The organism is Pseudorhodobacter wandonensis, assembly GCF_001202035.1.
Classification (GTDB): Bacteria; Pseudomonadota; Alphaproteobacteria; order Rhodobacterales; family Rhodobacteraceae; genus Pseudorhodobacter; species Pseudorhodobacter wandonensis.
Genome location: NZ_LGHT01000024.1, coordinates 42050 through 64696 on the forward strand (window position 1 = coordinate 42050; position 22647 = coordinate 64696).

Annotated in this window: 20 protein-coding genes; 9 read left to right on the forward strand and 11 right to left on the reverse strand. The window is 59.4% G+C overall.

Going from position 1 to position 22647, the window contains the following annotated elements:
• Positions 1-3: 3 nt before the first annotated feature.
• From AKU79_RS03825 to AKU79_RS03835, 3 genes are all read right to left on the reverse strand, one after another.
• Entirely contained in the window at positions 4-1563 is a 1560-nt protein-coding gene (locus tag AKU79_RS03825) for a trimethylamine methyltransferase family protein (RefSeq protein ID WP_156209461.1), read from the reverse strand.
• Positions 1564-1632: 69 nt separating this feature from the next.
• Positions 1633-4071 (reverse strand): GcvT family protein, encoded by a 2439-nt coding sequence (locus tag AKU79_RS03830; RefSeq protein ID WP_050522259.1) that lies wholly within the window; start codon positions 4069-4071, stop codon positions 1633-1635.
• 125 nt (positions 4072-4196) lie between these two features.
• The gene (locus AKU79_RS03835) at positions 4197-6635 is read right to left on the reverse strand and encodes a GcvT family protein (RefSeq protein ID WP_050522299.1); all 2439 of its coding nucleotides are present in this window, start codon (positions 6633-6635) and stop codon (positions 4197-4199) included.
• A gap of 165 nt (positions 6636-6800) precedes the next feature.
• On the opposite strand from AKU79_RS03835, the gene AKU79_RS03840 reads away from it, so the two are divergent.
• Positions 6801-7652, forward strand: a complete 852-nt coding sequence (locus AKU79_RS03840) for a LysR family transcriptional regulator (protein WP_050522260.1) — start codon at positions 6801-6803, stop codon at positions 7650-7652.
• 27 nt (positions 7653-7679) lie between these two features.
• Here AKU79_RS03840 and purS read toward each other — a convergent pair whose 3' ends face one another.
• Positions 7680-7919 carry a phosphoribosylformylglycinamidine synthase subunit PurS gene (gene purS / locus AKU79_RS03845; RefSeq protein ID WP_050522261.1) on the reverse strand — a complete coding sequence of 80 codons (240 nt, stop codon included), beginning with the start codon at positions 7917-7919 and terminating at the stop codon, positions 7680-7682.
• Between the two features lie 12 nt (positions 7920-7931).
• On the reverse strand, positions 7932-8693 hold the full coding sequence (locus AKU79_RS03850) for a phosphoribosylaminoimidazolesuccinocarboxamide synthase (RefSeq protein WP_050522262.1): 762 nt from the start codon (positions 8691-8693) through the stop codon (positions 7932-7934).
• A 204-nt stretch (positions 8694-8897) separates the two neighbouring features.
• Between AKU79_RS03850 and AKU79_RS03855 the strand changes: the two genes are divergently transcribed.
• The 3 genes from AKU79_RS03855 to bmt all read left to right on the forward strand — a co-directional run bounded on the left by AKU79_RS03855 (position 8898) and on the right by bmt (position 12308).
• A complete protein-coding gene (locus AKU79_RS03855) occupies positions 8898-9212 on the forward strand; it encodes a DUF1476 domain-containing protein (protein WP_050522263.1) in 315 nt (104 codons plus the stop codon).
• A 133-nt stretch (positions 9213-9345) separates the two neighbouring features.
• Positions 9346-11181, forward strand: coding sequence for a phosphatidylglycerol lysyltransferase domain-containing protein (locus AKU79_RS03860; protein ID WP_082223915.1), 1836 nt, complete (start codon positions 9346-9348; stop codon positions 11179-11181).
• Between the two features lie 110 nt (positions 11182-11291).
• Positions 11292-12308 carry a betaine--homocysteine S-methyltransferase gene (gene bmt / locus AKU79_RS03865; RefSeq protein ID WP_050522265.1) on the forward strand — a complete coding sequence of 339 codons (1017 nt, stop codon included), beginning with the start codon at positions 11292-11294 and terminating at the stop codon, positions 12306-12308.
• Between the two features lie 319 nt (positions 12309-12627).
• On the opposite strand, the gene AKU79_RS03870 is transcribed toward bmt, so the two are convergent.
• Complete coding sequence (locus AKU79_RS03870; protein WP_050522266.1) at positions 12628-13725, reverse strand: PA0069 family radical SAM protein; 1098 nt, start codon at positions 13723-13725, stop codon at positions 12628-12630.
• 153 nt (positions 13726-13878) lie between these two features.
• Between AKU79_RS03870 and AKU79_RS03875 the strand changes: the two genes are divergently transcribed.
• Entirely contained in the window at positions 13879-14574 is a 696-nt protein-coding gene (locus tag AKU79_RS03875) for a corrinoid protein (protein WP_050522300.1), read from the forward strand.
• 200 nt (positions 14575-14774) lie between these two features.
• Here the strand turns inward: AKU79_RS03875 and AKU79_RS03880 are convergent, their stop codons facing one another.
• Positions 14775-15218, reverse strand: coding sequence for a rhodanese-like domain-containing protein (locus AKU79_RS03880; RefSeq protein ID WP_231580096.1), 444 nt, complete (start codon positions 15216-15218; stop codon positions 14775-14777).
• Between the two features lie 204 nt (positions 15219-15422).
• Positions 15423-16280: a glutathione-dependent disulfide-bond oxidoreductase gene (gene yghU / locus AKU79_RS03885; RefSeq protein ID WP_050522267.1), complete on the reverse strand. Its 858-nt coding sequence runs from the start codon at positions 16278-16280 to the stop codon at positions 15423-15425.
• 159 nt (positions 16281-16439) lie between these two features.
• Here yghU and AKU79_RS19195 point away from each other — a divergent pair, with 159 nt between their 5' ends.
• The 4 genes from AKU79_RS19195 to AKU79_RS03900 are packed head-to-tail and all read left to right on the forward strand — an operon-like array spanning position 16440 to position 19055.
• On the forward strand, positions 16440-16598 hold the full coding sequence (locus AKU79_RS19195; protein WP_156209463.1) for a hypothetical protein: 159 nt from the start codon (positions 16440-16442) through the stop codon (positions 16596-16598).
• A complete protein-coding gene (locus tag AKU79_RS03890) occupies positions 16595-17239 on the forward strand; it encodes a DUF1638 domain-containing protein (protein WP_050522268.1) in 645 nt (214 codons plus the stop codon). Before AKU79_RS19195 ends, AKU79_RS03890 begins: the two co-directional genes overlap by 4 nt.
• Positions 17240-17292: 53 nt before the next feature.
• Positions 17293-18666: an FAD-binding oxidoreductase gene (locus AKU79_RS03895; RefSeq protein WP_050522269.1), complete on the forward strand. Its 1374-nt coding sequence runs from the start codon at positions 17293-17295 to the stop codon at positions 18664-18666.
• A complete protein-coding gene (locus AKU79_RS03900) occupies positions 18663-19055 on the forward strand; it encodes an SgcJ/EcaC family oxidoreductase (RefSeq protein WP_050522270.1) in 393 nt (130 codons plus the stop codon). Before AKU79_RS03895 ends, AKU79_RS03900 begins: the two co-directional genes overlap by 4 nt.
• A gap of 23 nt (positions 19056-19078) precedes the next feature.
• On the opposite strand, the gene recN is transcribed toward AKU79_RS03900, so the two are convergent.
• From recN to lpxC, 3 genes are all read right to left on the reverse strand, one after another.
• A complete protein-coding gene (gene recN / locus AKU79_RS03905; RefSeq protein WP_050522271.1) occupies positions 19079-20719 on the reverse strand; it encodes a DNA repair protein RecN in 1641 nt (546 codons plus the stop codon).
• A gap of 30 nt (positions 20720-20749) precedes the next feature.
• Positions 20750-21592, reverse strand: coding sequence for an outer membrane protein assembly factor BamD (locus AKU79_RS03910; protein ID WP_050522272.1), 843 nt, complete (start codon positions 21590-21592; stop codon positions 20750-20752).
• A gap of 113 nt (positions 21593-21705) precedes the next feature.
• Positions 21706-22626: a UDP-3-O-acyl-N-acetylglucosamine deacetylase gene (gene lpxC / locus AKU79_RS03915; RefSeq protein WP_050522273.1), complete on the reverse strand. Its 921-nt coding sequence runs from the start codon at positions 22624-22626 to the stop codon at positions 21706-21708.
• Between the last annotated feature and the right edge of the window lie 21 nt (positions 22627-22647).

The following is a 22647-nucleotide window of genomic DNA, read 5'->3' on the forward strand; positions in this document are numbered from 1 at the left end:
CCCTCACTTGAAATAGATTTTGTACTTGGCCCTGATCATGGCGTCCAACTCGGGTTCTATCAAGCGCCCTGCCTTGGCCAAAATCGCGTTCTTGCGGGCAATCGCCTTGTCCAACAACAACGGCTTGCCCGCCTCATTCCATTCTTTAGGTGACATGCGGTTGGCAACATTCGGGTAAATATACTCAGTCTGCATCAGTTTCAGCGTCTGGTCCGACCCCAGATAATGCCCCGAACCACCCAGACAAACCTCCTTCATCGCGTCGATGCTGGTGGTGTCAGGCGTCACATCTATGCCCCGAACAAGCCGCATCGCTTGCCCCAAAAGGTCATCACCCAGCACAAGACTTTCCAAACAGAACCCCAGCAAAGACGCATGCATCCCCACCGCCTCATAGCACATGTTCAACCCCGCAAGGCCAGCCAGCGAGTTGGTAATCCCCTGCTCCCATCCCGCCTGCATATCCGGCAGCTTGCTGTCCGAAATCCCCGATGCCGCCCCACCCGGCAAGTCATAAAACCGATGCATCTGCGCACAGCCTGCCGTCAACAAGGCTTGCTCGGCCGACCCACCCGACATCGCCCCGGTCCGCAAATCCGACACAAACGGCCATGTCCCAAAGACACAAGGCGCACCGGGCTTGATCGCATTGGCATAAACCACGCCTGCAAGGCATTCCGCCACCGCCTGCACAATCGTCAAGGCAATCGGCGCGGGGCTGGTCGCCCCCGCTTGCCCTGCCGAAAGCAACAGCATCGGCATCCCGCGCCGAATGCAGTCTTCCATCACGATGCAGCTTTCCTCGGCAAACTTCATCGGCGGCACAACAAAACAGTTCGAGTTTGAAACAAACGGCCGCTCAAGCCACTTCTCCTCACCGCCCGCAATCGTATAAAGCATTTCAAAACAAGGCGCTACATGCGACGGATCACTGAATGAGGTCCCCACATGCTTGCGCGTGCCCGACAAACAGCCATACAACGTGTTAAGATCCATTTCCAGATTGTCAGGAATATCGCGGCACACCATCGTGCGCTGATAAAAGTGAATATTATCAAGGTTGTCCACCAACCGCGCCGCATCATACAAATCCTGCGCCGTGCTCTCGCGATAGTCCAGGGTGATCGGGTCCACAATATGCACCGCCGCCCCCGCCGTGCCAAAATGCACGCGCGAGCCTGACAAATGCAAATCATGCTTGGGGTCGCGGGCATGCAAGGTTATCCCGCGCGCCGCCACGGCCAGCATATCCTCAACCAAAGCCCGCGGAAAGCGGATGCGCCCGTCATCGCCCTGAATGGCCCCCGCATCGGTCAACAGCTTCACCCCCGAAGGCGGCGCCTGCGACAATCCGATCTGCTCAAGCGCCTGCAACGCACTCTCGTGGATCTGCGCCACAGCCGCATCCGTCAGCGGCTTATACTGCCCCCCCGACATGCCCGCCCGCACCGGCCGCATATCCTCGGCCAAAGGTGCCGCCCGCAATGCCACGCGGCTCGCCCGCCCACCAGCCCGCCCTGCACGCGCGCGTGCCGGCTCACAAACGTCACCAATCTCATCCATCCCGCCACCCTCTCATCTATCTAAAAATATCCCACGGGGGTCTGGGGGTGTGAAACCCCCAGCACGTCGTCACATCCGCACACGTTCCGATTTCGGGTCATACATCGGCGCCAGCGACGCATCCGCCGCAAAGCGCTTGCCCGCTACTTCGATCTCATAGCTCGACGCCAAAACCTGCTCGGCACTCTCGCCAGCACAAGGCACATAGCCAAGTCCAATCGCGCCACCCAAATGATGGCCGTAGTTGCCCGAGGTAATCGGCCCGACAATCCGCCCATTCCGCACAATCGCCTCGTTATGATACAGCATGGGCATCGGGTCGCGCAGCTTGAACTGCACCATCCGCCGCGCCAGCCCCGCCTCGCGCTTGCGCAACACCGCCTCGCGTCCGATGAAATCGCCCTTGCCCGTTTTCACCGCAAAGCCAAGCCCCGCCTCCAGAACATGGTCCTCATCGGTGATATCATGGCCGAAATGGCGATAGCCCTTCTCGATTCGGCAAGAATCCAGCACATGCAAACCGCAAAGCTTCATCCCCATATCGGCACCTTCCAGCGCCTCGAATACATGCGCCGCTTGGTCAGCAGAAACATATAGCTCCCACCCCAGCTCGCCCACATAGGTCACGCGATGCGCTCGCGCCAACCCCATGCCAATCTCGATTTCCCGCGCTGTACCAAAGGGATGCGCCGCGTTGCTAAAGTCTGCCGGTGATACCGCCTGCAACAACTCACGGCTTTTCGGCCCCATCACACAGAGCACCGCCTCACCCGCCGTCACATCCGTCACCACGGCAAAAGCATCGCCCAGATGCCGCCGCAACCACGCCAGATCACGCTGCAAGGTCGCCCCTGGCACCACCAGCAAATACGCCGTCTCAGACAGCCGCGTCACGGTCAGGTCACTCTCTATCCCGCCCCGCGCGTTCAGCATCTGCGTGTAAACAATCCGCCCCGCCGGCACATCGACATCATTGGCGCAAACCGATTGCAAGAATGCACAGGCGTCGCGCCCCTCAACCCGGATTTTCCCGAATGAGGTCATGTCAAACAGCCCGACACCCTCGCGCACGGCCTTATGCTCGACCGCCGCATTGCCAAACCAGTTCTGCCGCCCCCAGGAATACTCATATTCCCGCGCCTGGCCTTCATTGGCAAACCAGTTCGCCCGCTCCCAGCCGGCAACCTCGCCAAACACCGCGCCACGCGCCTTCAGGTGCTCATGCAAAGGCGAACGCCGCACCCCGCGGCTGGTCGCCATCTGGCGATACGGGAAATGGTCGGCATAAAGCAGGCCCAGAGTCTCCGACACGCGCTCTTTCAAATAGCTGCGGTTGCGCTGGAACGGCTGCGCGCGGCGGATATCCACCTCCCACAGGTCAAACGGCGCCTCGCCCTCGGTAATCCAATGCGCCAGCGCCATCCCCGCGCCGCCAGATCCGGCAATCCCGACCGAGTTATACCCCGCCGCCACCCAATAGCCGCCCAGCTCGGGGGCCTCGCCCAGATAATAGCGGTCATCGGGGGTAAAACTTTCCGGCCCGTTAAAGAACGTATGAATCCCCGCCGATTGGAACAAAGGCATCCGGTCCATCGCCGCCTCGAGAATGGGCTGAAAATGATCCCAATCCTCGGGCAACGTGTCGAACTCGAAATCCTCACGAATGCCGCCCATTCCCCAAGGCTTGGCTTTGGGTTCAAACGCGCCAATCATCATCTTGCCCGCGTCCGATTTGTAATAGGCACATTCATCCGGCACCCGCAGCACCGGCAAATGCCCCAAATCCGCAATCGGCTCGGTGATCAGATAGAAATGCTCGCAGGCATGCAGCGGCAGCGTCACGCCGCTGTCCTCGGCCAAATCACGCCCCCACATGCCACCGCAGTTAATCACTACATCCGCCGCAATATGCCCCGGTTCGCCTTCAACCGCATAGTCAACGCCGGTCACACGGCCATTGGCGCGTGTCACCCCAGTGACCTTTACACCTTCCAGCACCTTGGCCCCACGCATCCGCGCGCCTTTGGCCAGCGCCATCGCGATATTGGCGGGGTCGCATTGCCCGTCCAGCGGCAAATGCACCGCCCCCACCACATCCGATACGTTCAAATGCGGATACATCGCCTTCACCTCGGCAGGCGAAATCTCCGCCACATCCACCCCGAAAATCCGCGCCGTGGTGGCCTGCCGCAACAGCTCTTCATTGCGCGCTTGGGTCAGTGCCACCGAAATCGACCCGACCTGCCGCATCCCCGTAGAAACCCCGGTTTCCGCCTCCAGCTTCACATATAGATCCGCCGAATATTTCGCCAAACGCGTCATATTGACCGAGTTGCGCAGCTGCCCGATCAGCCCCGCCGCATGCCATGTCGTGCCCGAGGTCAGCCGCTTGCGCTCCAGCAAAACAATATCCGTCCAGCCCGCCTTGGCCAAATGATAGGCCACCGAACAGCCCGAAACGCCGCCCCCGATAATTACTGCACGCGCCGTCTTTGGAACATCAACCATTCCGCTACCCTATCATCTATCTCTAAGTATCCTCGGGGGGTCCGGGGGGCAGACAGCCCCCCGACTTCAATCGTGGGTGCGGGGGGGCAAACTGCCCCCCGACCTGGCTCAGCAACAATCGCGCCTTATGCCCTGATCCGCGCATTTTCCGGGTCCCACATCGGCGCATCTTCCTGCACCACGGCGCGATGCCGCGTGCCAAAGATTTCCACCTCCAGCTCGGTTCCCGCCGCGCCCAAATCACTGCGCAGCATCCCCAACCCGATACAGGCGCCAACACGGTGGCCAAAATACCCGCTGGTCACCTCGCCAACCACCGTGTCGCCCTGCCAGATCGTCGACATATAGGGCGGGTCATAGGCGCCCGCGTCAATCTTCAGCGTCACGAACTGCTTGCTCACGCCGCGCTGCTGCTCCGCCGCCAGTGCCGCCTTGCCGCGGAACTCGTGGCTCCAATCGACAAACCGGCCCAAACCACCCTGCAACACCGTGTAATCGGTCGAAAGATCGCCTTTCCACGCCCGATAGCCCTTTTCGATCCGCAAGGAATTCAGCGCGAACATCCCGAAAGGCCGCAAGCCCAGCGGCTCACCCGCCGCCATAACCGCATCCCAAACCACCGCTGTATCACCAACCTTGGTATGGATTTCCCAGCCCAATTCACCGGCAAAAGACACCCGCGCCAGCCAGACCTGCCGCCCCGCGATCTCGGCAAACTGATGCGTCAGCCAGCCCTTGCTCAGGTCTGCGCCCGTAATCCCCGCCAAAACCTCGCGCGATTTCGGGCCGGTCAAAATCTGGCAAGACCAGTTTTCCGTCTCGTCCGACAGGGTAAGCCCATAGTCCAGATGCGTCAGCAGCCACTCGCGGTCATGCGCCTGCGCGGTGGCGGCCGTGATCAGCAAGATCATATCCTCGGCCAAACGCGCCACCGACATCTCGGTTACAATCCGGCCCTTGTCATCGGCAAAATAGGCAAGGCCCAACCGCCCGATCTTTGGCACCTTGCCGGTGATCTGACGCGCCAACCAATCCGCCACACCCGCGCCCTTGATCACAAAGCGCGAGAATCCCGGCAGATCCAATATCCCCGCCGCATCACGCACAGCCTCGCATTCGGCCTTTACCGCACCAAACCACGCGCCCTCACGCTTCCACGTCTGCGCCCCTGCGTCCGAGGTGTCATCGCCCGCCCGTGCATACCAGTTCGCACGTTCCCAACCGTTATAGGCCCCGAATTGCGCGCCCATCGCCGCCACGCGGTCATGCAGCGGCGACAGCTTTTTGCCGCGCCCCGCAGGCCAGGCGTAATGCGGGAAATGCATGCCATATTCGTGGCCGTAAACCTCCATCCCCTTGGCAATGCAGTAGTTTTCATCCTCAAAGCCGGTAAAGCGGCGCGGATCGCAGGCCCACATATCCCACTCGGTCGCGCCCTCGGTAACCCATTCGGCCAGTACCTTGCCGGCCCCGCCCGCCTGACAAATCCCAAAGGTAAAGACACAAGCCTCAAACGCCTTTGGCACCCCCGGCATCGGGCCGATCAGCGGGTTGCCATCGGGCGTGTAAGGAATAGGCCCGTTAATCACCTTGGTCATCGGCGCCGTGCCCAACAACGGCACCCGCGCCATCGCATCCTCGATATGCCACTCCAACCGCTCCAAATCATCGGGGAACAGCTGGAAACTGAAATCGGCAGGGAAAGGATCATCCTTGCTCACCCAATGCGCGCGGCAATTTTCCTCATACGGCCCAAGGTTAAAGCCGTTCTTTTCCTGCCGCAGATAATAGCTGCTATCCACATCGCGCAGCAACGGCAGCTTCTTGCCCGTCTCGGCCGAAAGCGCGGCAACTTCCGGCACGGTATCAAACAACATATACTGATGGCTCATCACCATCATCGGCACGTCGCGGCCAAACATCTTGCCCACTTCGCGCGCGTAATACCCCGCGGCATTCACCACATATTCGCAGCGAATCTCGCCCTTCTCGGTCACGATAATCCACTCGTCGCCTTCACGCCGTACCGCCGTCACAGGGCAAAACCGCTCGATCCGCGCACCCATGTTCCGCGCGCCTTTGGCCAGCGCCTGGGTCAACTGTGCGGGGTCGATATCTCCATCATAGGGGTCATACAGCGCCCCGCTCAGATCATGTGTTTCCAGAAACGGATAACGCGCCTGAATTTCCTCGGGCGCCAGAATCTCAAGGTCCATCCCCTGATACCGCCCCATGCCCGCCACGCGCCGAAACTCGTCCAGCCGCTCCGCAGTATGGCCCAACCGAACCGAGCCTGTGACATGATAGTTCATCGGATAATCGACTTCGGCCCCCAACGCGCGATACAGTTCGGTCGAATAGCGCTGCATGTTCATGATCGCCCACGAGCTTGAAAACGTTGGCACATTCCCCGCCGCATGCCAGGTCGAGCCTGCGGTCAACTCGTTCTTTTCCAACAAAACACAGTCAGTCCAGCCCGCTTTGGCCAGATGATACAGACATGACGCGCCCACCGCGCCCCCGCCAATAATCACCACCCGCGCGCTTGTCGGAAACTCAGCCATACCCCACCCCATCATCTATCTCTAAATATCCCCGCCGGAGGCTCCAACGCCTGACACAAGCGACCATCTCGTCAAAACTATCCTCTGAAATGGTCGGCCTTTCAATTCGACAATTCCGGCCTTATTAATCGGATAATCCGATTAGCACCCGAACAGGAAACCCCGATGCAACCCGACCAGATCGACACCTTCCTCGACCTTGTTGAAACCCGCAGCTTCAGCCGCACGGCCGATCGTTTGGGTCTGACCCAATCCACTGTCTCGGGCCGCATCACTGCTTTGGAAAACTCTCTCAACGTGCGGCTGTTCTCGCGGTCACGCGCAGGCACCGAACTGACCACCGAAGGGTTAAAGTTTGCGCCGCATGCACGCTCCTTGCGCCACGCCTGGGCCGCCGCCCGCCATTCTGTCACACCAACCGGCGAGTCGGTCATCAATATCCGGCTCGGCATTCAATCCGACCTTGCGCCAAACCACTTGGGTGACTGGATGCTCGGCTTTCGCCGCCACCTGCCCGATTGCGCGTTTTATATCGAGCCGGATTTTTCGGCCCAGATGTGCCGCGACCTGACCTCGGGCGCGTCCGACTTTGCGGTGCTCTACACCCCGCATGCCTCGCCCGATCTGAACTTTACGTCGCTGGGCGAAACCCGCTACCGCTTGGTCTCTTCCGAAACCGACCGTCGTGCAGGCCTGCACCCCGCCAGCTATATTCGCGCCAATTTCGCACCTGCTTTCGATGCACATCACCGCGCGGCGCTGCCCGAATTGCAAGAAACCCCGATCGCAGCCGGTCAAAGCGCCACAATCGCAGGCCTGCTGACCAAATTGGGCGGCTCGGCCTATCTGCTCGAAGAGATGGCCGAGGATCTGATCGCCTCAGGCAAATTCAGGGCCGTCACAGACGCGCCAATCATCCGCCAGCCTGTGCATGCCGCAACCCATTTGCGCAACCGCACGTCGAAATTGCACCGCCAGCTCTTGCGCGTGGTGCAACAAACCTTTCTGGTCCGTTAGTATCTGATTCTCAGCGATAAAACCGGATCAGAGAATCTCAACCGAGTATTTCTCGATCACTGTATTCGCCAACAGCTTTTCGCACATCGCCTTGATCTGCGCATCCGCAGCGGCCTTATCGTCGCCCGCAAGGTCCAACTCGATCACTTTGCCTTGGCGAACGCCTTGCACACCGTCAAAACCCAAAGTCCCCAACGCATGGCGCACGGCCTCGCCTTGCGGGTCCAAAACACCGTCTTTCAGCATGATATGAACGCGAGCTTTCATCTTTTGGGCCTTTCAGTTGATCAGGGTCGGCTTGGTTGTATGCGTGACATTGGTGGGCAAAACCCCCAAACGCCGCGCAAGTTCGGTATAGACATCGGCTACGGGAATAGGGTCCCGCACCTGGCCTTCACGTTCGGCCATATCAAAGCCGCGCGTATCCCACAGGCGGCAGCTGTCGGGGCTAATCTCATCGGCCACGATCAGCCGCATGAATTCGCCTTCCCAGACGCGCCCCACCTCTAGCCGGAAATCGGCAAGCCGGATGCCCGCGCCCAGCATGACGCCGGTCAAAAAGTCGTTCACCCGCAGCGCCAGCGCGATAATATCGTCCAGATCCTGCTGGTTCGCCCAGCCAAAGGCCACGATATGCTCTTCCGACACCATCGGATTGCCCAATTTGTCGTCTTTGAAATAATACTCGACAATCGGCCGCGGCAATGGCGTGCCCAGTGGTATCCCCAACCGTTCGGTCATCGCGCCTGCGGCATAATTACGCACAACAATTTCCAGCGGCAAAATCTCGGCCATGCGCACCATCTGCTCGCGCATGTTCAGGCGCTTGATGAAATGCGTCGGCACCCCGATACTGTTCAAACCGGCCATGAAAAACTCGGACAGACGGTTGTTCAACACACCCTTGCCCTCAACGGTCGCTTGGGGCGGGGTCGCAGCCTCCAGCCCGTCATCCTTGAAATACTGAATCAAGGTACCCGGTTCAGGCCCTTCATAAAGGATCTTGGCCTTGCCTTCATATACTTTTTTGCGGCGCGCCATTCGGTCCTCGATATTTCAGCCCAAAACAATAGACATGCCACCCCCTCGGGTCATGGCGGCCTTGTTCCCTCGCGCTATAGTATATGCCAACCGCAGTCGCAAGCCAGCGATCACTTTGCGCAGCCCTACTTGGTACTGGCCCCTTGCAGCAAGGGCCTTTGACAGGCATATCAGAGATAAGCAAACCAAAGGGAAGGGCCAGACATGTCCACATTTGACGATCGCGAACAGGCTTTTGAGGCAAAATTCGCACATGACGCCGAAATGCAATTCCGGGCCGAGGCCCGCTGCAACAAGCTCGTCGGCCTTTGGGCAGCAGAAATTCTGGGCAAGACCGGCCAGGACGCCGCCGATTACGCGATGACCGTTGTTGCATCAGATTTCGAAGAGGCCGGCCACGAAGATGTTGTGCGCAAACTTGCCGCCGATCTGGAAGGCAAAGTCGGCGCAGACCAGATTCGCGCCAAATTGGCGGCAACACTTCCGATCGCCAAATCACAACTGATGTCCGAACTCTAAGCCACAGGTGCAGGCGCCCGCGTGGCGCCTGCACCTCGGGCACTCTAAAACTCTGCTCAATTTGACCTGTTAAGAGTATCTGAACCTAGCGCCCGTTACGCTCGACCTTCGGGTTTGTGGTCAAAGGGTTCAGATGAAACACTCAGCAATCGGGCGCGTTTTGCACAGGGGAAAGGCGTGGGCAATCCCGCGCCATACAGTGCGGCTTCTCGCGGCATTCAGCGCAACTCTCGGTTTTCTCTGGCTTCTTGGCCAGCGTCTGGCACATCTGAACACTGCCGAGGTTGCTCGGGCCTTTGCCGATGTTCCTGTGGCAAACTGGGCCCTCGCCCTCATCGCTACCGCCGTCAGCTTTTGGGCCATCGGGCGGTATGATGCCAGCCTTCATCGCCATATCGGCACAGGTGTCGCCCCGCGCAAAGCCCGTCACGCGGGCATCGCGGCCATTGCATTCGGTCAAACCCTTGGCCTTGGCATCATCACCGGCGCCTTGGTGCGCTGGCGTATGCTGCCCTCTTTGTCGCTGATCCAAGCCACCAAACTCTCCGCCGCCGTCACCCTCTCCTTTCTGATCGGCTGGTCGATGGTCACAGCCGTCACCCTGCTCGCACTACCCGACGCCCCTCTGAAAATGCCCGCCCTTGCCGCCTGCGCGGGGGGCAGCCTTGTGGCCCTGCTGTGCTTGCTCCAACCACGCCTGCGCTTGTTCGGGCGCCAGATAGCCTTGCCCAATATCTTCACCCTCGGGCAAATCCTTATCTTTACGCTGATTGATACCACGGCAGCCGCCTGCGCCCTTTGGCTCCTCTGCCCGCCAGATATCGCCTTGCCTTTTGCCATGCTGCTGCCCGCCTATCTGCTCGCCTTGGGGGCGGGCTTGGTTTCGGGTACGCCAGGGGGCGTCGGCGCGTTTGAGATGGCCTTGCTTGCCGCCCTGCCAACCCAGCCCGAAGCCGATCTTATTGCAGGCATTTTGGCCTTTCGCTTGGCCTATTACGCCTTGCCCGCTGTAATTTCCGCTTGCGCACTCCTCGTCCCGCCGCGACCGGACCCACGGCCGAAACCACCCCAAAGAACAGCCGAAAATGCCCCGGCCGAGGCGGGCCTCATCCACCAAAACCAATTTTCAATTCTTGGCATTCACGATGATTGCCAGATGCTTACGGCAACAACCTCACATTTCACTGTAACACTACTTGATGCTTTCGGCCCCAAACGAATGGCCCGAATTCCGGCAGCACTTTATGCCGTTGCACGCGCACGTAACCGGCGGCCCTGCCTGTACAAATGCGGCACAAGGCTGGCAGGCGCTGCCCGCCGCGCAGGCTGGCGCGTCGCACCCGTCGCCGCCGAGGCATGGCTTAATCCACTTACCTTCACCGCATCCGGCCCTGATAAATCAACCCTGCGTCGCAAGCTGCGCAAAGTCGAGAAATCCAACCTTCACATCTGCGAAATCACCGCCATCGATTGGCCAACCCTTACCGAGATCGCACAAGAATGGGCCAATGATACTGGCGGCGAGCGTGGCTTTTCCATGGGCCGATTCGGCTATTCGCTCCTCTCCACCCAACGTATCTTTGGCGCCTATTCCAACGGCAGGCTGCTGGCTTTTGTCAGCTTCCATCATAACGGGCGCGAATGGGCGCTTGATCTGATGCGCCACCGCCGCGAAACGCCCGATGGCACCAATTACGCGCTGGTCGCCCACGCCCTGCACGTTGCCCGCGACCAAGGCATCGCGCGCCTGTCTCTCGCTGCGGCGCCGCGCCTGCCCGCGTGGTTGCGCCGACTTACCCGAACCGGCGATGGCCTCTGCCAGTTCAAAAGCGCCTTTGCGCCACAGTGGCAACCGCTCTACATCGCCGCGCCTAGCTTGCCGGCCCTCGCCCTCGCCAGCGCCGAGATTTACCGGGCAATCCACAATCCCCCGCCTCTGCCCGACCCGGCCCCGTTTTGGCCAGAATAAAATTGCCTCTGCCAGTCAGCCGTGGCACATGAAGGTTAACCAGCGCGCCCACCACCGCCCCCCGTGGCGGCCCGACCGGCCGCACCAATTGGCTCAAGGCAGGAAAAAACATGACCGATGCACTGACAAAGCTTTTGAACAGCCGCGATTGGCTATTGGCCGATGGCGCGACGGGAACCAACCTGTTCAACATGGGTCTCGAATCGGGGGAACCGCCCGAATTCTGGAACGTGGACAAGCCCGACAATATCCGTAAACTCTACAAAGGCGCGGTTGATGCCGGGTCGGATATCTTCTTGACCAACAGCTTTGGCGGCAACGCCAGCCGTCTGAAACTGCATCAGGCCCAGGGCCGCGTGATGGAACTGAACCGCGTTGCCGCCGAGATTGCGCGCGAGGTGGCCGATACCGCCGGTCGCCCCGTTGTGGTAGCAGGCTCGATGGGCCCAACCGGTGAAATCTTTGAACCGATGGGCACGCTCACCCACGCCGCCGCCGTAGAAATGTTCCACGAACAGGCCGAAGGGCTCAAAGCCGGCGGCGCAGATGTGCTTTGGGTCGAAACCATTTCCGCCCCCGAAGAATACCGTGCCGCCGCCGAGGCCGCCAAGCTTGCAGGCATGCCATGGTGTGGCACCATGAGCTTTGACACCGCCGGCCGCACCATGATGGGCACCACCTCGGCCGCGATGGTCGAATTGGTCAACAAACTCGACTATCCCCCCCTCGCCTTCGGCGCCAATTGCGGCGTCGGCGCCTCGGATCTGATGCGCACCATGCTCGGCTTTGCGGCCCAAGGTTCCGAACGCCCGCTCATTGCCAAGGGCAATGCAGGCATCCCGAAATACCATGACGGCCACATCCACTATGATGGCACCCCTGAGCTGATGGCCGAATACGCCGTTCTGGCGCGCGATGCCGGTGTGAAAATCATCGGCGGCTGCTGTGGCACCATGCCCGAGCACCTGAAAGCCATGCGCGCCGCTCTCGAATCGCGCCCCAAAGGCCCGCGCCCCACGCTCGAACAGATCTCGGAAACCTTGGGCGGGTTTTCCTCGGCCTCGGACGGCACTGGCGACACATCTGACGCGCCAAAACGCGAACGCCGCGGCGGCCGTCGCGGCTAACACCGGGGCCGCAGCGCACTGCCATATTCCTGCTATCCGCTTTTCCCAAAGCGGGTGCACCACGGTTAGCCAGCATTCGGCTTGCAACCCATAAACGGCCGGGCAGGCCAAACCTTCAAACGCCTGCCCGCAGCATAAACACAGCCATTCCTTCCCCAAAACTGCAGACTTTACCATCACAGCCTGCCAAATCCCCCATAAAGCAGCCCTCCCCAAAAACCTGCCCGACAGCGGCGGCATTCAAACACCCCGCCCCCATTGATCGCCTACCGCATCATCTATCCCCAAATATCCTCGCCGAAGGCTCTGCCCGCGCCCCCTAGAACAGGAGCATCTGATCGCCAATCCGTGGGGGCGGCGCAAACAAATCCCAGCGCAACGGCGCCAATTGCAACGCCAGCCCCAATCGCCCCAGCGCCAGCTCGAATCGCTTTGCCATCAGGGACGCCCAAACCCCTTTGCCCCGCATCCGCGTACCGAACTCTGCATCATAAACCGCACCGGCATGAAGCTCCGCCAATCGCGCCAAAACCTTATCCGCCCGCCCCGGCGCATGCGCCGCCAGCCAGTCGCGAAACAACCCCTCCACCTCGCCCGGCAGCCGCAGCAAAATCCAGCTTGCGGCCACTGCCCCGGCCTCTGCCGCGGCGGCCAAAATCGGCTCCATCTCGCTGTCCGTCAGCCCCGGAATTACCGGCGCCACCATAACCCGCACCGGCACGCCCGCATCCGACAAGCGCCGGATCATCTCTAGCCGCCGCGCGGGGGCCGGCGCGCGGGGCTCCAACGCCCGCGACAGGCCTGCATCAAGCGTGGTCATCGACACCCCGACCCGCGCCAATCCCGCCCGCCCCATCGGGCCCAGAATATCCAGATCGCGCTCGATCAACGCGCCTTTGGTGGTTATCGCCACAGGGTGCTGAAACGCCGCCAACACCTCCAGCACCTCACGCATCACCCGATGCTCGCGCTCAATCGGCTGGTACGGGTCGGTGTTCGTGCCAATCGCAATCACCTCTGGCCGGTAGCGCCGCGCCCGCAACTCGCCCGCCAGCACCGCACCAATTCCCGGCCGTGCAATCAGCTTGGTCTCAAAATCCAGTCCCGGCGACAGGTTCAAATAGGCATGGCTGGGCCGCGCATAGCAATAGGCGCAGCCATGCTCGCACCCCCGATACGGGTTCACGCTGCGGTCAAAGGGCAAATCCGGCGATTTGTTATAGCTGATCGCCGTTCGCGCCCGCTCAATCCGCACCTCGGCTTGCAACAGCTGCGCCTCTTCCTCAATCGCCCAGCCGTCTTCTACAGCCACCCGCGTCGTCGCCTCAAACCGCCCCACAGCGTTCGAGGCCACGCCCCGCGCCCGCACACGCACCCCGCGCGCAACCGTCCCGATCTCATCCTGAAACTGCGTCATAAAATCACATTAGAACAAATAGCGAACAAATGCCAGCAAATCGCTACACAGAATTGCATCTTGTCGGCTTTCACCTTACCAGTGTCGCAAACCGAAAAGTGGCCTCGCCCCTTTGCGATCATTCAACAAATTACAACCGCGCAGGAGCATCAAATGTCTGACGACGAAATCATCCTATCCGACCTTTCCGATGACGAACTCGTCTTGCAGATGCATGACGACCTTTACGATGGCCTGCGCGAAGAAATCGAAGAGGGTGTTAACATCCTGATCGAACGCGGCTGGGCCCCCTATGACGCCCTGACCAAGGCGCTTGTTGCCGGCATGACGATCGTCGGCGCCGATTTCCGCGATGGCATTCTGTTCGTGCCCGAGGTTCTGCTGGCCGCCAACGCAATGAAAGGCGGCATGGCCATTCTAAAGCCGCTGCTGATTGCCACCGGCGCGCCGCGCATGGGCAAAATGGTTATCGGCACCGTCAAAGGCGACATCCACGATATCGGCAAAAACCTTGTCGGCATGATGATGGAAGGCGCGGGTTTTGAGGTGCGCGATCTTGGCATCAACAACTCGGTCGATGCTTATCTTGAGGCGCTAGAGGCCGAAACCCCTGACATCCTCGGCATGTCGGCGCTGCTCACCACCACCATGCCTTACATGAAAGTCGTGATCGACACGCTGAAAGAAAAAGGCATGCGCGATGACTATATCGTTATGGTTGGCGGCGCACCGCTGAACGAAGAATTTGCCAAGGCAATCGGCGCAGATGCCTATTGCCGTGACGCTGCTGTGGCCGTTGAAACCGCCAAATCTCTGGTCTCGCGCAAGCATAACCAAGCACGCGCCTGATACCCGGCCAATCCCGAATAGAAAGCCCCGGCACCCGCCGGGGCTTTTTACGTTTATCAGGCGCGCATCGTTTTGCTATAGCGTTTCGACTTTAACTTGACCCAGATCACATCGCATAACGCGTTGAAATCTTTGATTTCAGGCAGCGTTATGTGATTCAGGTTTAAGTCGAAACGCTTTATCTCGCGGCGCAAACGCCCTTAGCAGCTTGCGCAGCCTTGTTTGCGGGTCGGGCGCACCGGCCTATAGCCCTGCCCCAGAATGCGGCCCATACCGCCTGCAATGTCCACGATCTGCCCTTTGACCAAAGGCGCCACCTGCTGCGCAGCCCGGCTGGACCGGTTGCCTGACCGGCAAATCAGCCCCAGCCGCTGCCCCGGCTTCAAATACGGCTTTACCGCCGCCACAAAGGCATCGGGCGTGGAATAGGTTACCAAAAGCGCACCCTCTACCACGCCGGTTTCCTTCCACTCGGCAGGCGTGCGAATATCAACCAAAAGCATGGTCTTATCTGCCACAAGGCCCGCGCCCGAAGGCGCCTCAAGCGTCACATTTTCGGCGCTCGCCCCGCCAAACGTGCCAAGCCCTACGACCACCACAGCCGCAACCGCCGCAGCACCCAATACATACATCCAAACCGACATCCGGCTGTCCTTTTGCTAAAATCTGGCGATATTTATATTCAAATATGTATATATGTAAAGCACCCATCGCAACGGCGGGTGGCATGTGGTCGCGCGGCAGCTTTGCACTGTCGCGCGACCAACGGTTAATTTTGAGTAAACAAAATCAACATAGCTATTATATATCAAAGGCTTAGAAAAGCGTCCGCACGCGGTCACAGCCCGTTATTTTGCGATTTTATCCTGGGTTTTGTTGTCAAAATCGCTCGAATCATGCCGCTCATGCAGCTGCATTTCGGGCGCACCAAAGGTCCGGTTTACCATCCGGCCCCGCTGAACCGCCGGCCGCGCGGCAATCTTTTCGGCCCATTTCATCACGTTTTTATAAGAGGCCGTATCCAGAAATTCCGCGGCATCATAAACCCAGCCGAGGGCCACCTGCCCATACCAGGACCAAATCGCAATATCCGCGATAGAATAGCTATCACCGGCAATATATTCATTTTCCACCAGCTGACGGTCCAAAACATCAAACTGCCGTTTCGCCTCCATCGTGAAGCGATCAATCGGGTACTGGAATTTTTCCGGCGCATAGGCATAGAAATGCCCGAAACCACCGCCCAGATACGGGGCCGAACCCATCTGCCAGAACAGCCAGTTCAGGCATTCCACTCTGCCCGCCCCTTGCGGAATGAAGGCCCCGAATTTCTCGGCCAGGTGCAGCAAAATCGCACCGGATTCGAACACCCGCACCGGCGCGCTGCCTGAATGGTCCATCAAGGCGGGGATTTTGGAATTCGGGTTTAGTTTGACGAAACCAGAGCCGAACTGCTCACCATCACCAATCCTGATCGGCCAGGCATCATATTCCGCCCCCTTATGTCCCGCCGCCAGCAACTCTTCCAGCATCACGGTCACTTTGACCCCGTTCGGCGTCGCCAGCGAATAAAGCTGCAAAGGATGCTTGCCCACCGGCAACTCTTTGTCATGGGTCGCCCCTGCGATGGGCCGGTTAATGCTGGCGAACTGACCACCATTTTGCGTGTCCCATGTCCAAACCTTTGGGGGGGTATAGTCCGTCATTGCTTTATCTCCTGAATTCACTTGCCCCGAACTTAGACATCAGTTTGAATCCGTCAACCAGAGCCGATGCCGTTTTTCCCGATCAATCCGCCGTGTTCACAGCTTGGCATTCTTGCGGGCCAGACTTAGGTTTAACCCATCGCATTGAAAGAGGCTCCCATGCCCGCCCGCGTTTTTGTCTACCTCATACTGATTTCCATCGTCGCGGCTGGATTGACAATTCTCGCGGCCCAAACGTTGGGCCTGCCCATTGCCCTGCTCGGCGTGGTTTTCGCCGCCGCCTCTCTTGCCTTGCAGATTTGGATGACACGAAGATGACCGCAAAACCCGATGACATCACCCTAACCCAAACCGGTCTGTCGCCACGCGGTGAGGGCCGCATTTTGCTGATCGCGTGCGGCGCTTTGGCCCACGAAATTCTTGCACTCAAAGCTATGAACAACTGGGATCACCTTGATCTGCAATGCCTGCCTGCCAACCTTCACCTATGGCCCGACCGTATTCCGGCAGCGGTTGAAAAATCCGTCACAGAACATCGCAGCAATTATGCAGACATATTTGTGGTCTATGCCGACTGCGGCACAGGCGGGTTATTGTTCGATATGTGCAAGAAATTGGGGGTAGAGATGGTCTCTGGCCCGCACTGTTATTCGTTTTTTGAAGGTAACGAAGCCTTCGCCTCGAAGGCAGACCAAGAGTTTACGGCCTTTTATCTGACCGATTTTCTGGTGCGCCAGTTCGATGCCTTCGTCTGGAAGCCCATGGGCCTCGACCGGCACCCTGAACTGCGCGACATGTATTTCGGCAATTATACCAAGCTGGTCTATCAGGCCCAAACCAATGATCCCGCGCTAGATGCCAAGGCCGAGGCCTGCGCCGCGCGGCTCGGGCTTGCCTATGAGCGGCGGTACACGGGTTACGGCGATTTGGCCCCCGCTTTGGCCGCGTTGAAACCTTAGCTTTCCCTGCCCTGCGCCTTGGTTTACCAAAGGGTGAAATCGCCGGAGGCTGCATGACCCTTGAAACCACCCTTGCCGAATTGGCCCTAAGGCTCGGCCCGCGCTTTAGTCAGGCTGCGTCTGCTTTGGCGCATTACGGCCAGTCTGAAACCCATATCTCAGGCGGGTTGCCTGATGCTGTCGTCTTTCCCGAAACCCGTGATGAAGTTGCGATGATCGCGCGGCTTTGCGCCGAAAACGGCGTGCCGATGGTGGGGCGCGGCGCCGGAACTTCGCTCGAAGGGCACGCCTTGGCGCTGAATGGCGGCGTGATGATCGATTTTACCAGAATGAACCAGATTTTGGCGGTTCACCCCGAGGATATGCTGTGCGTGGTGCAGCCGGGCATCACGCGCGAGGCCCTGAATGCGGGTTTGCGGGCCACGGGTCTGTTCTTTCCGGTAGATCCCGGCGCGAATGCAACACTTGGTGGCATGGCGGCCACAAGGGCCAGTGGCACGACCACTGTGCGCTATGGCACAATGCGCGACAACGTTTTGGGGCTAGAGGTCGTGCTGGCCGATGGGCGGGTGATCCGTACGGGCAGCGCGGCGCCAAAATCATCGGCTGGATATGATTTGACTGCGCTTTTCGTCGGATCCGAAGGCACCTTGGGCCTGATGACCGAGCTGACCTTGCGTTTGCACGGCCAACCCGAGGCCATTTCAGCCGCCGTTTGTGGATTTGCTTCCATCACTGACGCGGTGGATTGCGTCATTGCCACCATCCAAAGCGGCATCCCGATGGCGCGGATTGAATTTCTGGATTCCACCGCTGTTGCCGCGTGCAATGCCTATGCGGGCACCACTTTGGCCGCCGAACCACAGCTTTTGATCGAGTTCCATGGCTCGCCCAACGCCGTTCAGGAACAAACCGAAAGATTTGCCGAAATCGCGGAGGAAAGGGGTTGCAAGGGATTTACCTGGGCGCAGGCTGCCGAAGACCGCACGAAACTTTGGCGGATGCGCCACAATGCTTATCCTGCCATTCTGGCCTTGCGGCCCGGGGCGACCGCCTTGGTGACAGATGTCTGCGTTCCAATTTCACAATTGGCCAAAGCCGTCGAAGAGACCCGCGCCGAGATTGAACTAAGCCCGATCATGGGGCCGATTTTGGGGCATGTCGGGGATGGAAATTTTCATGCCATCCTATTGTTAGACAAAGATAACCCGCAAGAATTGGCCGCAGCCAAACGCCTTTCGGCGCAGATGATCGAACGCGCTTTGCGCTTGGGCGGAACGATCACGGGCGAACATGGTATCGGAAGTGGTAAATTGGGCTATATGGTCGCCGAACACGGCGAAGCGTGGGGGGTGATGGGGCAGCTGAAACATGCACTGGACCCAGACAACCTGATGAACCCTGGGAAAATGGTGCGACAAAAATGATACCCGAATCCGCCGAAGAGTTCCCACGCGCTTTCGCCAAAGCTTGGGGTGCCCGCGACGCTGCAGGAATTGCAGCATTGCTGGCCGAGGATGCGGATATGCTGAGCCTGACCGGCGGATGGGCCGAAGGGCGACGCGCGGTTCAAACGCTTTTGCGCGACGAGCTTTCAGGCATGTTCAGCCAATCACGCCTTGTGACTGGAAAAATGCGTCTGCGCCCGCTGGGGCCAGGTGCAGCTGTGTTGCAACAACGCTTTGTTCTATCCGGATTGGTCGACGCGGCGGGCCGTGATCTTGGGCGCATGGGGGCCATGTTGATCGCTGTTTTGGTCGCAAGATCAGGCGGTTGGCAAGCAATTACCGTGCAGTTTTCAACCGTCGAGGGGTAATGCAGGTTTAGCGCAGACGTATTTTAGCCAAGCAAAGCGCGCGCGGCGTCACGGGCGGCGGGGGTGATGGTATCGCCGGCCAGCATCCGGGCAATTTCCTCAATCCGGTGCTCGGCGCCAAGCGAGGTGACCGTTGATGTGGTCATGCCTTTGGCCACTTTTTTCTCGACCCGCCAATGATGCGCCCCAAGCGCCGCAACCTGTGGTGAATGGGTTACAACCAGCACCTGCGCTGTGCTGGCAAGCGCTGCCAACCTGCGCCCAACAGCATCGGCAGTGGCACCGCCGACACCACGGTCGATCTCATCAAAAATCATCGTCAGGCCGGGTGTGTCGCCGGTCAAGCAAACCTTTAGCGCCAGTAAAAAGCGCGAAAGCTCGCCCCCCGAGGCAATTTTGTTCAGCGGGCCTGCGGGCGCACCGGGGTTGGTGGCTACGGTAAAGGCCACCTCATCCGTGCCCTCCGGACCGTCTTCTGTAGGGCTAATCGCGGTTGAGAAAACCGCACGCTCCATCTTAAGCGGGGCAAGTTCGGCAGCCATTGCAATATCCAGACGCTTGGCCGCGGCTTTGCGGGCAACGGTCAGCGCATCGGCATTGCGGCGGTAGGTGGTTTCAGCCTCGGCCAAAGCCTGATCCAGCGCCGCGAGATTGCCTGCACCGCCATCAATCACTGCCAAACGGTTCCGCAAATCATCGGCAAAACTGCCCAGATCATCGGCCAGAACATTGTGTTTGCGCGCCAAGGCCCGAATGGCAAACAGGCGTTCTTCCAGTTGTTCCAGCTCTAACGGGTTGAAATCCAAGGCGGAAAGGCAATCCTCTACGCCAGATTGCGCCTCGCCCAACTCGACCATCACGCGGCCCAAAGCAGCGATCGCCCGTTCAAGGCGCCCATCTGCACGGTCGGCGGCGCCTTCCAGCCAGCGCAGGGCATCGATCAGCACGCCTTCGGCCCCCTGATCAGACAAGGCGGCGTGGGCGCGGGCAATGTCGGCGCGGATTTTTTCCGCCCCTTGCATGGCGCGGCGGCGGGCATCAAGCGTGGCCTCTTCGCCCGGCTCTGGGTTCAACTTATCCAGCTCGGCAACGGCATGGCGCAGGTATTCTTCTTCAACGCGGGCAGCGGCAAGCATCTCTTCGGCCCGTGCCTTTGCCCGCCGCGCCGCAGACAGCGCCGTCCACGCCTCCCGCACGCGCGTCAGGTTAACACCGGCAAAAGCATCGAGGATCTGGCGATGGCCGCGCGGATTAAGCAAGCCGCGGTCATCATGCTGGCCGTGCAATTCCACCAGCGTTTCCGACAGCGCACGCAGCACCTCGCCGCTGGCACGACGGTCATTGACCCAAGCGGTTTTACGACCATCCGAGGTGTTGATCCGGCGCAAAATCAGTTCTTCATCCGCCGAAATTCCGGCTTCGGCCAGAACGGCCCGCGCAGGGTGATCTGGGGTCAGGTCAAAAACAGCCGTTACTTCGCCTTGTTCGGCCCCTGCCCGCACCAGCTCGGCCCGACCACGCCACCCCAGAACAAACCCCAATGCATCCAGCAAAATAGATTTGCCTGCGCCGGTTTCGCCGGTCAGCACGTTAAGACCCGGCTGGAACGCTAGGTCCAGCCGGTCAATGATTAACAGATCGCGAATCTCTAACGAGCGCAGCATCAACAGCCACCCACACGCAAAATGCGCACCTTACAACCACTTGCCCTGAACAACCTGAGCATAAACGTTGCTGAGCCAGCTTTTGCCCTGCGCCTCCATCGACAAGCCGCGGCCCGTTAGCAGGCGGTGGCTGTCATCATAGAACGGGCTAGACTGGAAGTTGTGGCCAAGAATTGCGCCAGCCGTTTGCGCCTCATCCGTCAGGCCAAGCGCAAGATAGGCCTCAACCAACCGGTGCAGCGCCTCAGGCGTATGCGAGGTGGTCTGGAAATCTTGCACCACAACACGGAAACGGTTGATGGCAGCGGTGTACTGCCCTTTTTTCAGGTAGTAACGCCCGATTTCCATTTCCTTGGCGGCCAGATGGTCAAACGCCAGATCAAATTTCAGCATTGCCGAGCGGGCATACTCGCTGTCAGGGTATTTCTCGATAACCTCGCGCATGGCTTGCAGCGCTTGGAAGGTAAGGCCCTGATCGCGGCCCACCTCATCGATTTGATCATAATAGGACAAGGCCAGCAGATACTGCGCATAGGCAGCATCTTCCTCGGCCGGATAAAGATCAAGATAGCGCTGCGCCGAGGCACGCGCTTCTTCATAGGCTTTCGCTTTGTGCTGGCTGAAAGCCTGCATGATCAGCGACCGCTTTGCCCATTCCGAATAGGGGTAAAGGCGCTCGACCTCAGAGAAATAGCGAATCGCCTGCGCCGGTTTTGCATCCGACGCAAGAGACTGCTCGCCCTTTTTATAAATCTGTTCTGCGGTCAGACTTTCCAGTGGAACCTGATCCTGATTGCTGTTGCCGCAGCCAGCAAGGCCCGCAATGACCAGCGCTGCCCATATGAACCGTGCGCGTGACTTAACGCCTGCCATCTTCCGCCTACCCCATATTCCTGCAAATTCCGACCACTTCGGGACGGGTTTGGTAAGTCCTAGCACAGAATAATCTGGTGCGCAAAACGCCTTTCACCCTTTTTGGGGTCAGCTTAGCAATGAACTGGAATATCTGAGCGTAAAACGCCCACACCCGGAAGCTTTTGCCCTGTTGGCAAACCGCATTCTACGAATTCCCACGCGTCAGGGCGCGCAAATAGGGCACGCAGCAACCGGTTTGTCATCGCATGACCCGCCCGCTGCCCGGTATAGCGGCCAAGAATCGGTCCACCAGCCAAGGCGAGGTCACCCAAAGCGTCCAACATTTTGTGGCGCACCGGTTCGTCTGCATGGCGCAAGCCGCCCGGCGAAAGAACCAGATTGCCTTCGAACACCACGGCGTTTTCCAGATTGCCACCCAGCGCAAGGCCGTTGGCGCGCATTGCATCAACATCGGCCTGACGGCAGAAAGTGCGGCTATCGCACAATTCACGCACGAATGCGCCGTTTGACATGTTAAGCGACTTTTCCTGCCGCCCGATGGCCGCATCTTCAAAGTCGATAGAAAAATCGATTTCCAGCATATCCGAAGGCTCTAGCCGTGCTACGGCTTCGCCATCACGCACTTCAACGGTTTCCAGAATACGGATCGCGCGAACTGGTACGCTTTGCGTGCGGATGCCCTTGGCCAGCAGCCCCGCGACGAAGGGCCGCGCAGAGCCGTCGAGAATAGGAACCTCGGGGCCGTCAATTTCGATAAGCGCGTTGTGAATGCCACAACCCGCAAGTGCAGCCATGATATGTTCGATGGTTGAAACGCTGTGGCCCGCATCATTCTTGACCAAGGTGCAAAGGCGCGACGGCACGACGGCATCCCAGCGGGCGGCAATCATCGGATCGCCGGCCTCGACATCAACGCGACGAAACCAAATGCCATAATCGGCCGAGGCTGGCTTTACCACCATACAAACCGGCTTGCCGCTGTGCAGCCCGTTGCCCACGAAGGTCGCATTGGACTTCAGTGTGTGTTGCATGATTTTACCTCAGGTCGTTTC

What these genes read in the sequence shown, in the direction of transcription:
- recN (WP_050522271.1), bottom strand. Translation starts at nt 20,719, where the DNA reads ATGCTGCGCTCGTTAGAGATTCGCGATCTGTTAATCATTGACCGGCTG.
- lpxC (WP_050522273.1), bottom strand. Translation starts at nt 22,626, where the DNA reads ATGCAACACACACTGAAGTCCAATGCGACCTTCGTGGGCAACGGGCTG.
- AKU79_RS03825 (WP_156209461.1), bottom strand. Translation starts at nt 1,563, where the DNA reads ATGGATGAGATTGGTGACGTTTGTGAGCCGGCACGCGCGCGTGCAGGG.
- AKU79_RS19195 (WP_156209463.1), top strand. Translation starts at nt 16,440, where the DNA reads ATGCCCGCCCGCGTTTTTGTCTACCTCATACTGATTTCCATCGTCGCG.
- AKU79_RS03910 (WP_050522272.1), bottom strand. Translation starts at nt 21,592, where the DNA reads ATGGCAGGCGTTAAGTCACGCGCACGGTTCATATGGGCAGCGCTGGTC.
- AKU79_RS03860 (WP_082223915.1), top strand. Translation starts at nt 9,346, where the DNA reads ATGAAACACTCAGCAATCGGGCGCGTTTTGCACAGGGGAAAGGCGTGG.
- AKU79_RS03895 (WP_050522269.1), top strand. Translation starts at nt 17,293, where the DNA reads ATGACCCTTGAAACCACCCTTGCCGAATTGGCCCTAAGGCTCGGCCCG.
- yghU (WP_050522267.1), bottom strand. Translation starts at nt 16,280, where the DNA reads ATGACGGACTATACCCCCCCAAAGGTTTGGACATGGGACACGCAAAAT.
- bmt (WP_050522265.1), top strand. Translation starts at nt 11,292, where the DNA reads ATGACCGATGCACTGACAAAGCTTTTGAACAGCCGCGATTGGCTATTG.
- AKU79_RS03875 (WP_050522300.1), top strand. Translation starts at nt 13,879, where the DNA reads ATGTCTGACGACGAAATCATCCTATCCGACCTTTCCGATGACGAACTC.
- purS (WP_050522261.1), bottom strand. Translation starts at nt 7,919, where the DNA reads ATGAAAGCTCGCGTTCATATCATGCTGAAAGACGGTGTTTTGGACCCG.
- AKU79_RS03840 (WP_050522260.1), top strand. Translation starts at nt 6,801, where the DNA reads ATGCAACCCGACCAGATCGACACCTTCCTCGACCTTGTTGAAACCCGC.
- AKU79_RS03900 (WP_050522270.1), top strand. Translation starts at nt 18,663, where the DNA reads ATGATACCCGAATCCGCCGAAGAGTTCCCACGCGCTTTCGCCAAAGCT.
- AKU79_RS03870 (WP_050522266.1), bottom strand. Translation starts at nt 13,725, where the DNA reads ATGACGCAGTTTCAGGATGAGATCGGGACGGTTGCGCGCGGGGTGCGT.
- AKU79_RS03835 (WP_050522299.1), bottom strand. Translation starts at nt 6,635, where the DNA reads ATGGCTGAGTTTCCGACAAGCGCGCGGGTGGTGATTATTGGCGGGGGC.
- AKU79_RS03830 (WP_050522259.1), bottom strand. Translation starts at nt 4,071, where the DNA reads ATGGTTGATGTTCCAAAGACGGCGCGTGCAGTAATTATCGGGGGCGGC.
- AKU79_RS03855 (WP_050522263.1), top strand. Translation starts at nt 8,898, where the DNA reads ATGTCCACATTTGACGATCGCGAACAGGCTTTTGAGGCAAAATTCGCA.
- AKU79_RS03850 (WP_050522262.1), bottom strand. Translation starts at nt 8,693, where the DNA reads ATGGCGCGCCGCAAAAAAGTATATGAAGGCAAGGCCAAGATCCTTTAT.
- AKU79_RS03890 (WP_050522268.1), top strand. Translation starts at nt 16,595, where the DNA reads ATGACCGCAAAACCCGATGACATCACCCTAACCCAAACCGGTCTGTCG.
- AKU79_RS03880 (WP_231580096.1), bottom strand. Translation starts at nt 15,218, where the DNA reads ATGTCGGTTTGGATGTATGTATTGGGTGCTGCGGCGGTTGCGGCTGTG.